The organism is Geodermatophilus sp. TF02-6, assembly GCF_003319115.1.
Classification (GTDB): domain Bacteria; phylum Actinomycetota; class Actinomycetes; order Mycobacteriales; family Geodermatophilaceae; genus Geodermatophilus.
Window position 1 is genome coordinate 12,572 of sequence record NZ_QOHF01000016.1, and the last position, 12,851, is coordinate 25,422.

Annotated in this window: 12 protein-coding genes and 3 pseudogenes; 7 read left to right on the top strand and 8 right to left on the bottom strand. The window is 76.7% G+C overall.

Features of this window, described 5'->3' with window-relative positions; translation table 11 throughout:
• Positions 1 to 2 precede the first annotated feature (2 nt).
• Positions 3 to 1,397: an FAD-binding oxidoreductase gene (locus DQ238_RS15035; protein ID WP_113782089.1), complete on the bottom strand. Its 1,395-nt coding sequence runs from the start codon at positions 1,395 to 1,397 to the stop codon at positions 3 to 5.
• Between the two features lie 38 nt (positions 1,398 to 1,435).
• On the bottom strand, positions 1,436 to 1,903 hold the full coding sequence (locus DQ238_RS15040; RefSeq protein ID WP_113782090.1) for a RidA family protein: 468 nt from the start codon (positions 1,901 to 1,903) through the stop codon (positions 1,436 to 1,438).
• 72 nt (positions 1,904 to 1,975) lie between these two features.
• Here DQ238_RS15040 and mug point away from each other — a divergent pair, with 72 nt between their 5' ends.
• From mug to DQ238_RS15055, 3 genes are all read left to right on the top strand, one after another.
• Entirely contained in the window at positions 1,976 to 2,485 is a 510-nt protein-coding gene (gene mug / locus DQ238_RS15045; protein ID WP_113782091.1) for a G/U mismatch-specific DNA glycosylase, read from the top strand.
• Between the two features lie 74 nt (positions 2,486 to 2,559).
• Positions 2,560 to 4,140, top strand: coding sequence for an FAD-dependent oxidoreductase (locus DQ238_RS15050; protein ID WP_199506361.1), 1,581 nt, complete (start codon positions 2,560 to 2,562; stop codon positions 4,138 to 4,140).
• A 69-nt stretch (positions 4,141 to 4,209) separates the two neighbouring features.
• On the top strand, positions 4,210 to 5,586 hold the full coding sequence (locus DQ238_RS15055) for an FAD-dependent oxidoreductase (RefSeq protein ID WP_113782092.1): 1,377 nt from the start codon (positions 4,210 to 4,212) through the stop codon (positions 5,584 to 5,586).
• Between the two features lie 22 nt (positions 5,587 to 5,608).
• Here DQ238_RS15055 and DQ238_RS23810 read toward each other — a convergent pair.
• The 4 genes and pseudogenes from DQ238_RS23810 to DQ238_RS15065 all read right to left on the bottom strand — a co-directional run.
• Positions 5,609 to 5,806 (bottom strand): annotated as a pseudogene (locus DQ238_RS23810) (cold-shock protein); the annotation flags it as partial.
• A 156-nt stretch (positions 5,807 to 5,962) separates the two neighbouring features.
• A pseudogene (locus DQ238_RS23815) lies at positions 5,963 to 6,154 on the bottom strand (cold-shock protein); the annotation flags it as partial.
• 93 nt (positions 6,155 to 6,247) lie between these two features.
• Positions 6,248 to 6,445: pseudogene (locus DQ238_RS23320) on the bottom strand (cold-shock protein); the annotation flags it as partial.
• Positions 6,446 to 6,544: 99 nt separating this feature from the next.
• Positions 6,545 to 6,790: a hypothetical protein gene (locus DQ238_RS15065; protein ID WP_113782094.1), complete on the bottom strand. Its 246-nt coding sequence runs from the start codon at positions 6,788 to 6,790 to the stop codon at positions 6,545 to 6,547.
• Positions 6,791 to 6,967: 177 nt separating this feature from the next.
• Between DQ238_RS15065 and DQ238_RS15070 the strand changes: the two genes are divergently transcribed.
• The 4 genes from DQ238_RS15070 (at position 6,968) to DQ238_RS15085 (ending at position 11,179) form a co-directional block, all read left to right on the top strand.
• The gene (locus DQ238_RS15070; protein WP_113782095.1) at positions 6,968 to 7,552 is read left to right on the top strand and encodes a hypothetical protein; all 585 of its coding nucleotides are present in this window, start codon (positions 6,968 to 6,970) and stop codon (positions 7,550 to 7,552) included.
• Between the two features lie 321 nt (positions 7,553 to 7,873).
• Positions 7,874 to 8,842, top strand: coding sequence for a MoxR family ATPase (locus tag DQ238_RS15075; RefSeq protein ID WP_233495990.1), 969 nt, complete (start codon positions 7,874 to 7,876; stop codon positions 8,840 to 8,842).
• 144 nt (positions 8,843 to 8,986) lie between these two features.
• Positions 8,987 to 9,829: a VWA domain-containing protein gene (locus tag DQ238_RS15080; RefSeq protein WP_233495991.1), complete on the top strand. Its 843-nt coding sequence runs from the start codon at positions 8,987 to 8,989 to the stop codon at positions 9,827 to 9,829.
• 294 nt (positions 9,830 to 10,123) lie between these two features.
• Positions 10,124 to 11,179, top strand: coding sequence for a 2,3-butanediol dehydrogenase (locus DQ238_RS15085; RefSeq protein WP_113782098.1), 1,056 nt, complete (start codon positions 10,124 to 10,126; stop codon positions 11,177 to 11,179).
• A 94-nt stretch (positions 11,180 to 11,273) separates the two neighbouring features.
• Here DQ238_RS15085 and DQ238_RS15090 read toward each other — a convergent pair whose 3' ends face one another.
• Together DQ238_RS15090 and DQ238_RS15095 are read right to left on the bottom strand one after the other, a co-directional pair.
• A complete protein-coding gene (locus DQ238_RS15090) occupies positions 11,274 to 11,558 on the bottom strand; it encodes a YciI-like protein (protein WP_113782099.1) in 285 nt (94 codons plus the stop codon).
• A complete protein-coding gene (locus tag DQ238_RS15095) occupies positions 11,555 to 12,781 on the bottom strand; it encodes an MFS transporter (protein WP_113782100.1) in 1,227 nt (408 codons plus the stop codon). The genes DQ238_RS15090 and DQ238_RS15095 overlap by 4 nt, the downstream gene beginning before the upstream one ends.
• Positions 12,782 to 12,851: the final 70 nt, after the last annotated feature.

A 12,851-nucleotide genomic window follows, 5' to 3' on the forward strand; every position in this document is an offset into this window, starting at 1 on the left:
GCTCACCGTGCGGCGTCCTCCGGGGCAGCCTCCCAGAGGACGCCGGGGTTCATGATCCCCAGCGGGTCGACGGCGGACCGGATGCGGCGGGACAGCTCCAGGACGTCCGGTCCGAGCTGCTCGGGGAGGGCGGCGCGCTTGGCCCGGCCGACGCCGTGCTCGCCGGTGATCGTGCCGCCGGCGGCGATCGCGGCCCGCATGACGGCGTCGAACGCGCCCCGGGCCCGGCGGGTGGAGTTCGGGTCCTCGGGCCGGTACGGGATCACCGGGTGCAGGTTCCCGTCCCCGGCGTGGGCGACGACGGGGATCTCGACGCCGAACTCGCACGCGACGGCCTGGATGCGCTCGAGCACGCCGGGCAGCCGGTCGACCGGCACGCAGACGTCCTCGAGCAGCATCGGCCCGCGGGCGTCGAGCGCGGGTCCGGCCGCCCGGCGCGCCTCCAGGAAGGCGTCGCCCTCCTCGGGGTCGTCGGTGGCGAGGACCTCGCGGGCGCCGGTCGCGCGGCAGCAGTCGGCCATGAGCTCGACGTCCGCCGAGCGGACGGGGCCGGGTGCGTCGGTCTGGGCGACGAGCAGCGCTCCCGCGGCGCGGTCGAGCCCCATCGGCCGGAAGTCCTCGACCGCGTTCACCGTCGTCCGGTCGAGCAGCTCGAGCATCGACGGTCGCAGGCGCGCGGTCATCCGCACCACCGCCGCGCCGGCGTCCTGGGGGGTGTCGAAGTACGCCACGACGGTGGCCGCCGGCTCCTGCGGCGGCACGAGCCGCAGCACCACCTCGGTGACGATGCCGAGCGCACCCTCGCTGCCGACGAACAGGTGCAGCAGCGGGAGGCCGGCGACGTCCTTGACGGTGCGGCCGCCGAGCGTGACCAGCCGCCCGTCCGGCAGGACGACGTCCAGCCCGAGCACGTAGTCGCGGGTGACGCCGTACTTGACGCAGCAGATGCCGCCGGCGTCGGTGGCGACGTTGCCGCCGATGGAGGAGATGCGGAACGAGCCCGGGTCCGGCGGGTACCACAGGCCGTGCGCCGCCGCGGCCTCCTTGACCGCCGCGTTGAGCGCGCCGGGCTCGGCCACGGCCACGCGGTTGGCCGGGTCGATCTCGACCGCGGTCATCCGTTCGGTGCTCACCACGACGCACCCCTCGACCGCGGTCGCACCGCCGGCCAGGCCGCTGCCGGCGCCGCGCGGCACGACCGGCACGCGGTGCTCGCTCGCCCAGCGCAGCGCCGTGCGCACGTGGTCGGCGCACCCGGCCCGCACGACGGCGGCCGGCCGCCCGGCGTCCTCGGCGCGGGTCCAGTCCCGCCGGTAGCCCTCCGTCCGTGCCGGGTCGGTCACCACCACGCCCTCGGGCAGGGCGCCGACCAGCTGCTGCACCGTCCGTTCGTCCATCCCCGCACCCAACCACCGCAGGCGGCCGGCGGCCCGGGTCAGCCGCCCGCGACCAGGACGACGGCGTCGATCTCCACCGCGATGTCGAAGGGCAGCTCGGCCATGCCCACCGCGGAGCGCGCGGCGCGCCCGGCGTCGCCGAGGACGTCGGTGAGCAGGTCGGAGCAGCCGTCGACGACCGCGGGCAGCCGGGTGAAGCCGGGCGCGCAGTTCACCATCCCGAACAGCTTGACCACCTGCCGGACGCGGCCGAGGTCGCCCAGCTCCGCGCGCAGTCGGGCCAGGATCTGCAGGCCGGTGAGCCGGGCCGCCTCCCGCCCGGCGTCCTCGTCCAGGCCGCCCGGACCCACCTTGCCGGTCAGCAGGCTGCCGTCCGGCCGGACCGGGCCCAGTCCCGACAGGTACAGCAGGTCGCCGGCCCGGACGGCGGGGGCGTAGTTGCCCCGCGGGCTGATGGGCTCGGGCAGCTCGACGCCCAGCTCGCGCAGTCGCTCCTCGACGCTCATGCCCCGACCCTGGCCTCCCGCGGCCCCCCTGTCAGCCCCGGGCGGTGGCGCCCTCCGACTAGCCTGGCGGCGGTGACGGGCAAGCCGCTGCGCGACGTGGTGGCGCCCGACCTCGACGTGCTCTTCTGCGGGATCAACCCGTCGCTGACGTCGGCCGCCCGGGGGCACCACTTCGCGCGGCCGGGCAACCGGTTCTGGCCGGCGCTGCACCTGGCCGGGCTGACCCCCCGGCTGCTCACCCCCGACGAGGACGCCGAGCTGCCGCGCCACGGCCTCGGGGTGACCAACCTGGTCGACCGCCCCACCCGGACGGCGGCCGAGCTGACCCCCGAGGAGCTGCGGGACGGCGCCGCCGCCCTGACCGAGCTGGTGCGGACCGTGCGGCCCCGGGTGCTCGCCGTCCTGGGGATCGGCGCCTTCCGGACCGGCTTCGACCGGCCGCGCGCGGCCCTGGGCCGGCAGGACGAGCGGATCGGGGGCGCGGTGACCTGGGTGGTGCCCAACCCCAGCGGCCTGAACGCCCACTACCAGCTGCCCGACCTGGCCCGCATCTACCGGCAGCTGCGGGACGGGCACGGCTGACCGGGGCCCTCGGACCCTGGTCCGCGGTGGGCGGACGGCGCGAGCCTGGGGTGCGCCGACCGAGGAGGCGGGCCATGTCGTCCACGCCCGACACCGCCCGCGCGGACGAGGTGGCGTGCTGCATCGCCGGCGGGGGACCGGCGGGCCTGGTGCTCGGGTTGCTGTTGGCCCGCCAGGGCGTCGACGTCCTGGTGCTCGAGAAGCACGCGGACTTCCTGCGCGACTTCCGCGGCGACACCGTCCACCCCTCGACGCTGCGCCTGCTCGACGAGGTCGGGCTGGCCGAGGACTTCCTCCGGCTGCCGCACCAGGAGGTGACCCAGCTCGGGGTCACCACCGACGCCGGCACCTTCCCGCTGGCCGACTTCGGCCGGCTGCCCGGCCGGTTCCCCTTCCTGGCCTTCGTGCCGCAGTGGGACCTGCTGGACCTGCTCGCCGACCGCGCGCAGCGCTACCCGACCTTCTCCCTCCGCATGCAGGCCGAGGCGGTCGGCCTGCTCGTCGAGGACGGCGGAGTGCGCGGTGTCCGGTACCGGGGGTCCGACGGGTCGGAGCACACGGTCCGGGCCCGGCTGACCGTCGCTGCCGACGGGCGGCACTCCGTGCTGCGGGCCGCGTCCGGGCTGCGGTTGCGGGAGTTCGGCGCGCCGATGGACGTGCTGTGGTTCCGGCTGCCGAACCCCTCCGGGGCCGGGCCCTCCGGCTTCGGCGTGGCCGGGCGCATCTCGCGCGGCCGGATGCTGGTGACCATCGACCGCGGCGAGTACTGGCAGTGCGCCTACCTGGTGCCCAAGGGCGGCTACCCGGCGCTGCAGGCGGCCGGGATGGCGGCCTTCCGCGCCGACCTCGCCCGGCTGCTGCCCACCGCGACCGACGTCCTCGACGCCGTCCGGAGCTGGGACGACGTCTCGGTGCTCAGCGTCCGGGTGGACCGGCTGACCCGGTGGCACCGCCCGGGACTGCTGCTGATCGGTGACGCCGCGCACACGATGTCGCCGATCGGCGGGGTCGGCATCAACCTGGCCGTGCAGGACGCCGCCGCGGCGGCGCGCCTCCTGGCCGGGCCGCTGCGGGCGGGAGCGGTCCCTCCCCAGCTCCTCGCCCGGGTGCGGTGGCGCCGGCTGCTGCCCACGGTGGTCACCCAGTGGCTGCAGCGGGTCGTCCAGGCGCGGCTCATCACCCCGCTGCTGGCCGGCACCCGGACCGTCACGACCCCGGGGGTGCTGCGTCTGCTGCAGCGGTACCCGGTGCTGCAGGGGATCCCGGCTCGGGTGATCGGGATCGGGGTGCTGCCCGAGCACGCCCCGCCGGACGCTCGGGCGGCCGCCGGAGTGGGAGCGCGGGAGGGGAGGAGCCGGATCCCGTCGCCCGCGGCCGGCACCCGCGGGCGCTCCCCGGTGAGCGCCGCGAGACGGCGGCGGCCGGCGCTGCGCCAGCCGGCACTGCTCCGCGACGAGGGCGTCGGGGTCGTCCGGCCAGCCGCGACCGGTCTCGCTCAGACCGGCTGCGGGCCGGACGGCGGCGGCGCGGACGGGTCGGTGGGCCCGGGCTGCGGTACGGGGGCCGGGTCGGGCGGCGGCGTCGGGTCCACGGGGGACGGCGAGGGCGCGGGCGGCTGGGGACCCGGTGGTGGCACGGTCACGGGCCGACGCTAGCCCGGACCACGGCGGTCGCGCTGCTCCTGGACCGGCGGGCGCGGGCCGGGTCACCTAACGTCCGCTGGCATGGGCGAACGGGTGGTCGTGGTGGGCGGGGACGCGGCGGGTGGCAGTGCGGCGTCGCAGGCGAAGAAGCGACGGCGCGACCTGGACGTCGTCATGTTCGAGCGGGGTCGCGCGACGTCCTACTCCGCCTGCGGCATCCCGTACTGGATCAGCGATGCCGTGGACTCCGAGGCGGACCTGATCGCCCGCACGCCCGAGCAGCACCGGGCGATGGGCATCGACGTCCGGATGCGCACCGAGGTCGTCGGCATCGACCTCGACCGGCGCGTCGTCCACTGGCGCGACCTCGAGGCCGGCGGCTCAGGGGTCGAACCGTTCGACCAGCTCGTCTACGCCACCGGCAGCGTGCCCATGCGGCCGCCGGTGCCGGGGATCGACGCCGCCGGGGTCTACGGCGTCCAGGTGCTCGACGACGGCGTGGCGCTGCGGGCCGAGCTCGAGCGGGACGAGGTGCACCGGGTGGTCGTGGTCGGCGGCGGCTACATCGGCCTGGAGATCGCCGAGGCCTGCCGGATCCGCGGCCTGGAGGTCACCGTCGTCGACCGCTCGGCCACCCCGGTGGGGACGTTCGACCCGGACGTGGGCGAGTTCATCGCCGAGGCCGTCCGCAAGGAGGGGATCGACCTGGTCCTCTCCGACGGGGTCGCGGCCATCGAGGTCGACGCGCACCACCGGGCACGGGCGGTGGTCACGGCCAGCGGCCGGGAGCTGCCCGCCGACCTGGTGGTGCTCGGCCTCGGCGTCCGACCGGCGGTGCGGCTGGCCGAGGAGGCCGGAATCCCGCTGGGCACCTCGGGGGGAGTCGACGTCGACGTGCGGATGCGCACCTGTGTCGACGGCGTGTGGGCCGCCGGCGACTGCGTCGAGTCCCGCCACCGGCTCTCCGGCCAGCGGGTGGTGGTGGCGCTGGGCACGCACGCCAACAAGCAGGGTCGGGTGGCCGGCATCAACATCGGCGGCGGCTACGCGACCTTCCCCGGCGTCATCGGCACGGCGGTCACCAGGATCTGCGAGACCGAGGCGGCGCGCACCGGGCTCTCCGAGCGGGAGGCGACGGCGGCCGGGTACGAGTTCGTCACCGCCCTGGTCGACTCGACGACCAAGGCCGGTTACTTCCCCGGGGCCCGGCCGATCCGGGTCAAGATGACCGCCGAGCGGCGCAGCGGGCGGCTGCTCGGTGCCCAGATCGTCGGCAAGGAGGCGGCGGCCAAGCGGATCGACGCGCTGGCCATCTGCATCTGGAACGAGATGGCCGTCGGCGACATCCTCTCGCTGGACCTCTCCTACGCCCCACCGTTCTCCCCGGTCTGGGACCCGGTGCTCATCGCCGCCCGCAAGGCGTTCGACGCCGTGGAGGCCGACGTCCGGATGCTCTGAACGGGGAGGACGGGGCCCTCGTTCAGGCCGGCTCGACGTGGTCGGCCTGCAGGCCGCGCTGGCCCTCGCTGGCCTCGTACTCGACCCGCTGGCCCTCCTCGAGGGAGCGGAAGCCGCCCCGGTCGGCGATCGCGGAGAAGTGCACGAACACGTCGGGGCCGCCGTCGTCGGGCTCGATGAACCCGAACCCCTTCTCGGCGTTGAACCACTTGACCGTGCCGTTCCCCCGGCCGGCACGGCCACCGCCACCACCGCCGGCGCCGGCGCGGCCGCCGGCGCCACCACCGCCGCCGGGACGGCCGCCGGTGCGCCCGGCGTCCCGACCGCGGTCGCGGTCGCGCTCGCGGTACCCGCCGCCGGGCCGCTCGAGGGACTGCACGTCCTCGGCCTGCGGCCCGCGCTGGCCCCGGGTGACGTCGAACTCGACCCGCTGGCCCTCCTCGAGGGTGCGGAAGCCGCCCCGGTCGGCGATCGCGGAGAAGTGCACGAACACGTCGGGGCCGCCGTCGTCGGGGGCGATGAACCCGAAGCCCTTGTCGGGGTCGAACCACGAGACCGTCCCGGTGCTGCGCCCACCGCGGGACGACGACCGGCCGCGGGCGGGACCCGGGTCACGGCCGTACCCGGTGTCGGGCCGCCGCGGGCCGCCCCCGCCGGACGGGCGCACCGAGTCGGCCTGCGGGCCGCGCTGGCCCTCGCTGGCCTCGTACTCGACCCGCTGGCCCTCCTCGAGGGTGCGGAAGCCGCCCTGGTCGTCGATCGCGGAGAAGTGGACGAAGACGTCACGCCCTCCGTCGTCGGGGGCGATGAACCCGAACCCCTTCTCTGCGTCGAACCACTTCACCGTGCCCTGCGGCATCAACGTGCTCCTGCACTGCTCGTCGTCGGCGGGTCCGCCCCGCCAGGTCAGTCGGCCCGCCGCCGGTCCGGGCCGGCGCGGCCGTGCACACAGCCTCCCTCATCGGTCGCCGGCCCGGTCGGGCACCCGGGGGCGGCGGGTCACGACGCCGGGCGGGCGGGCGGTGCTCATCAGGTCCAACCGCGCGTCGAGCAGCTCGTCGAGCCGCGCCTCCGCGGCCTGGCAGGCGGTGATGGCCGCACCGCTCGGGGACCGGGCGAACGACGCGCGGGCCACGCCGAGGTCGCGGTGGGCCGCGAGGATGCGGCGGTCGACCTCGGACAGGGGGGCGACGGAGGGGAGCATGCGACTCTCCGCGGGGATCCGGGCCTGGGAGTCCGACTGCCCGAACCCACGGCCGGGCTCCCCATACCCCACCGCACGCGGGGTTCAACCCGGCCGACCGTCTCGGGCGGGTGTCCCGGTCACCGGTCGGGGTACGGGGGAGCGACCCAGGACAGCGACCCATGGACGGGAGAGAACATGACCAGCAGTGACAACCACTTCGTGGCGCAGGCGGTGCACGACCTGGGCTCGGCGCTGTGGCTCGGCGGAGCGGTCATGGGCATCGCCGGCGTCAACAAGTCCGGCAGCGACCTGTCGCAGGGCATCGACCGCATCCGGGTCGCCGGCTCCGCGTGGCGCCGGTACGCCCCCGCCCAGTGGGGCGGCATCGCGGCCACCCTGCTGGCCGGGCTGCGGCTGACCCAGGTCGGCGGCCGGCGGCTCGCCCTGCAGAAGGGCTTCGGTTCGGTCGGCGCCCTCAAGGCGGGGCTGGCGGTGGCCGGCGCGGCCGCCACCGGGTACGCCGCCTACAGCGGCAGCCGGATCGGCAAGCTGGCCGAGGAGGCCCAGCGGCGCGGGGAGCAGGTGGAGGTCAAGGACGCCACGCTGCCCACCGCCGGCACCCCGGCCGAGATCACGAAGTGGCAGCGCCGGCAGCGGGTCACCCAGTTCGCCGTCCCGGCGTTGGCCGGCGCCAACATCGTGTGCGGCTCGTGGCTGGTGCAGTCCTACCGGCTCGGCTCGACCGCCAAGGGCGTGCTGCGCCGGCTGCTCCCCGACTGAGCAGCCCACCGCCGCGGTCCGTGGCACAGTGCCATGACGGGGAGCGCGGGACGGGGAGCGCGGGACGGGGAGCGCGGGACGCGGAGCGCGGGACGGGGAGCGCGGGACGCGGAGCGCGGGACGGGGAGCGCGGGACGGGGAGCGCCCCACCCGTCGCGGGACGAAGCCGGCCGCGTCGCCCTCCCGGCGGCGCGGCCGGCCCGCCGCGGCGGAGGACGGGTGACATCGGACCCAGGAGGGACGACGTGGCAGGACGGGAGCGGGACGGTGCCGTCCCGACCGGGCGAGTCGGCGCCGTCCCCGGGCGGGGGTGAGGGGCGCGTGGCCGCAGGAACCGAGCGCAGCGCGGGGGTGGACAGCACGGGGGTGGACGACGTCGCCGGGGACGGCGTCGCCGCCGTCCGGGCCCGCGTCGGCCGGCGCGTGGTCGGCCGGGAGTCCGAGCTGGACCTGGTGCTGGCCGCGGTCGCCGCCGGCCGGGACATCGTCCTCGAGGGCCCCCCGGGGACCAGCAAGACCACCATGCTCAAGGCGATCACCGCGGAGTGGGGCATCCCGCTGCTGTTCGTCGAGGGCAACGCCGACCTGACCCCGGCCAAGATCGTCGGGCACCACAACCCGGCGCGGGTGCTGCGCGAGGACTACAGCGCGGACAACTTCGTGCCCGGGCCGCTGGTCGAGGCGATGCAGGCCGGCGGCTTCCTCTACATCGAGGAGTTCAACCGGGCGCCGGAGGACACGCTCAACACCCTGCTCACCGCGATCGCCGACCGCTCGATCACCGTGCCCCGGGTCGGCACGGTCACCGCCCGCCCGACGTTCCGGGTCATCGCGTCGATGAACCCCTACGACAACGTGGGCACCACCCGGCTGTCCACGAGCGTCCACGACCGGCTCTGCCGGCTGGCGATCGGCTACCAGGACGAGGAGGCCGAACGCGACATCGTGGCGCTGCGGGCCGGCGGGGGGAAGGGGCCGCTGCGCGCCCGGCTGGTCACCGACGGGGTCGCGGTCACCCGGGCCACCCGGACGCACCCCGACGTACGGCAGGGCAGCAGCGTGCGCGGGGCCATCGACACCGTCCTGGTCGCGCTGCAGCTGTCCGCGCTGCGCGGCATCGGGGACGCCGCCGACGAGCGGTACCCGGAGACCGTCTTCGACGCGATGGTGGTGGCGCTGTCGGGGCGCATCCACCTCGACGAGGCGGCCGAGACCAGCGCGGAGCGGGTGCTCCGCGAGATCTGGGAGGACCACTTCGTGCTGCAGCCGGCCACCGCGGCCCCGGGTTGAAGGGCCGTCGAGGCCGACTCGCCGATCCGCCGTCCCGGTCCGCCGCGGGCGGACCGCCGCCCTCCGCTGCGGCGCCGGCCCAAGCAGCTGACCGAGCAGCCGACCCTCTTCGAGCAGCGCAGCGGCGGAGCCGGCGGCGGCACGGTGCTCACCGCGCGGCCCGGCGGAGGGCGCCGCGGCCCGGCCCCGCCCGGCAGCACCGCCCCGGGCACCACCGACGAGCCGGCCGCACTGGTCGAGCTGCCGGCCGACGGCCCCGGCCCCGACCCGCAGGTGCGCGCCCGCGCCCGGCAGATCGCCGCCCGGCTGGCCGTGCCCCGCCCGCGGCACGACGTGCTCACCCGCCGCGGCGCCGGCGACCTGGCCAGCGTGCCCTACCGCGGCGGCTCGGACGACATCGACCTCGACCGCACCATCGAGGTGCTCGCCGAGCGGCCGGTGCCGGAGGACGAGGACATCGTCGTCCGCGACCGGGTGCGCACCCGCCGGTCGGTGGTGCTCGCCGTCGACGTGTCCGGCTCGATGCGCGGCGAGCGCGTCCGTACCGCCGCCGCGACCGTGGCCGCGCTCGCCGGCGAGCTGTCCCGCGACGACCTGGCCGTGCTCGCCTTCTGGTCCGACGCCGCCGTCCTGCTGCACCTCGGCCAGCCGGTCGCCCCGCTGACGCTGCTCGACCAGCTGCTCGCCGTCCCGGCCCGGGGGTTGACCAACGTCGCCTTCCCGCTGCAGCAGGCCGCCCGGCAGCTGGCCCGGGTCCCGGCCCGGGACGCGCGCGTCGTGCTGCTGTCGGACTGCGTGCACAACGCCGGCCCCGACCCCCGGCCGGACGCCGCCCGGCTGCCCCGCCTGGACGTGCTGCTCGACGTCTCCGGCGAGCACGACCTGCAGCTGGGGCGGGAACTGGCCCGCGCCGGCCGGGGACGGCTGACCCGCATCCGCACCCACCGGGACGTCGCCCCCGCGCTCAGCCGCGCCTTCGCCGGCTGACGGCGCCTGTCGCCCTGCCCGCCGTTCACCCTGCCCGACGTTCGCCCTGCCCGCCGTGATCATGGGGTCGTTGCCGGCCGCTGCGGCGTGTCCGGCCGTGTCACCGACAACAACCCCATGATCACCGCCGACCGTCGCCTCCAGGACACTCCGGGAAGGAGCGCGGCCGCCGCCTGACCGGGCTGCAACCGGCTGCAACGCCTTCCCCCGTCGGGCGGGCCGGGGTGTGCTGGCGGCAGCCTCCCCCGCGGAGGGCCCTCGAGGGACGACAGACAGCGACATGGAGGCAGCGTCGTGAAGGCAGCCCGGTTCCACGGTCGCGGCGACATCCGCATCGACGACGTACCCGAGCCGCAGGTCGGCCCCGGCACGGTGGCGGTCGAGGTCGAGTGGTGCGGCATCTGCGGGTCGGACCTGCACGAGTACCTCGAGGGCCCGATCTTCGTGCCCACCGCCGAGGCGCCGCACCCGCTGACGGGGGAGAGCGTGCCGGTCACCCTCGGGCACGAGTTCGCCGGCGTGGTGGCCGAGGTCGGCGAGGGCGTGGACGACGTGCGGGTCGGCGACCGGGTGGCCGTGGAGCCCTACGTCGTCTGCGGCCGCTGCGACGCCTGCCGGCGCGGCCGCTACAACGTCTGCCGCAGCCTGGGCTTCGTCGGCCTCTCCGGCGGCGGCGGGGGCTTCTCGCCGCTGGTCGTAGCCGAGCGCCGGTGGATCCACCCGCTGGGCGAGCTGGGCACCGACGTCGGCGCGCTCGTCGAGCCGCTCGCCGTCGCCTACCACGCGGTCCGGATCTCCGGCGCCCGGCCGGGGCACTCGGCGGTGGTGTTCGGCGCCGGCCCCATCGGGCTGGTGACCACCGCCGCCCTGACCGCCGCCGGGGTCGAGCAGGTCGTCGTCGTGGAGCCGGCCGAGGCCCGCAAGCAGAAGGCCTCCGTCGCCGGAGCCTCGACCGTGCTCGACCCGCGCACCGTCGACGTCACCGAGGCCGTCGACGAGCTCACCGAGGGCCGCGGTGCGGACGTCACCTTCGAGTGCGCCGGCGTCGACCAGGTGCTCGCGACCGCGATCCGCTGCACCCGCGCCGGCGGGACCTGCGTCAACGTCGCCATCTGGGGCCACGAGGCCAGCGTCGCGGTGAACGACCTGGTGTTCCGCGAGGTCAACCTGCTGGGCAGCCTGGCCTACGCCGGCGACCACCCGGCCACGATCGAGATGGTGGCCAGCGGCCGGGTCGACCCGTTCCAGTTCATCACCGGGCGGATCGGGCTCGACGACATCGTCGAGAGGGGCTTCCGCGAGCTGGTCGACAACAAGGAGAACGTCAAGATCCTCGTGCGACCCCGATGACGACGTCCTCCGGCGGTGTCCGTGCCCGGTCCGGTGCTCACCCGCCGCGGTGCACCCGGCCGCGGTGCACCCTGCCGCGGTGCACCCTGCCGCGTCAGCCGACGACGACGGCCCAGGGCCGGACCACCCAGCTCGTCACCAGGCCGTGGACGACGTAGGGGTCGGACTCGGCGAACCGCTCGACCACCTCGCGCGGCGCGGTCCACACCAGCAGCGCGCGGTCGTGGGGGTCGGGCAGGGCGCCGGCCAGCAGCAGCTCGCCGCGCTCGTGCGCCGCCCTGGCCAGGGCCAGGTGCTCCTCGCGCAGCGCCGCGCGCCGCTGCAGGTAGTCGTCGGCCAGCGTGTACTCGAGCACGGCGTACTGCGGGGCACCGCTCACGCCGACAGCCTGGCACGCACCGGCGGCGCCGGGCGCAGGGTCCGGCCCAGCACCAGCGCGCCCAGCCCGGCGAGGACGACGGTCAGCAGGGCGACCCGCAGGCTGGTGGCGTCGGCGACCGCGCCGACCAGCGGCGGGGAGAGCAGGAAGCCGATCCGCAGCAGCCAGTTGACCACCGTTAGGCCCAGGCCGGCCGGCAGCCCGGGCAGCTCGTCGGCGGCGGCGTAGACGGCGGGCACCAGGGTGGCCACGCCCAGGCCGGCCAGGGTGAAGCCCACCAGCGTGGTCGCCACCGACGGCAGCGCCAGGGCCAGCCCCATCCCGGCGGCGGTGAGCGCGCCGCCGACCCGGACCACCCGGCGCCGGCCGAACCGGTCGACGACGCGGTCGCCGGTGAGCCGCCCGGTGGTCATCGCGGCCTGCAGGGCGACGAACCCGAGCCCGGCCGTGGCGGCGCCGGTGAGCAGCTCCTCGCGCAGGTACAGGGCGCTCCACGAGGCGCCGGCGTCCTCCACGAGCGCGCCGCAGACGGCGAGCACGCCCAGGGCGGCCAGCGCCGCGACGGCCGCCCGGGCGGGGTGCCGGCCCGGGCCCGGTCGTCCGCCGTGCGGCGCGGCGTCGCGGCCGGCGTCGTCCGGCCCGGGCAGCACGGCACGGGAGGCGAGCAGCGCCACCCCGCCGAAGACGGCGGCGGAGATCCCCAGGTGCACGCCGAGCGGGACGCCGAGGCCGGCGGCGGCCGAGCCCAGGATGCCGCCGGCGACCGCGCCGATGCTCCAGATGCCGTGGAAGGCGTTGAGGATCGACCGCCCGTAGCGCCGCTGCACCCGCAGGCCGTGCGCGTTCTGGGCCACGTCGACGACGGCGTCGAGCGCGCCGGCGACGAGCAGCACCGCCGCCAGGGCGCCCCAGCTCGGCGCCACCGCCACCGCCCAGATCACGCCGGCCAGCAGCACCAGGCCCCACGAGGCCACCCGGCCGGAGCCGAGGCGGCGGATCAGCACCGCCGCGGACAGCCCGGCCAGCAGCGCACCCAGCGGCAGCGCGGCCAGGGCGGTCCCCAGGGAGGTCGCGGAGAGGCCGAGCCGCTCCTTCACCTCCGGCAGCCGGGGCACGAGGTTGGCGTAGAGGACGGCGTTGACGAAGAAGCAGGCGCCCACCGCGGCCCGCGCGTTCCGCAGCCGCGGGGAGGGAGCGGTCACGACGTCGTCCCGGAGCGCCATGCCGCGACCGTACGCAGCGCCGGGACGCGGCTGGCACGGCCGGGGGTCGGACGGCGCGCCGTCCAAGGGC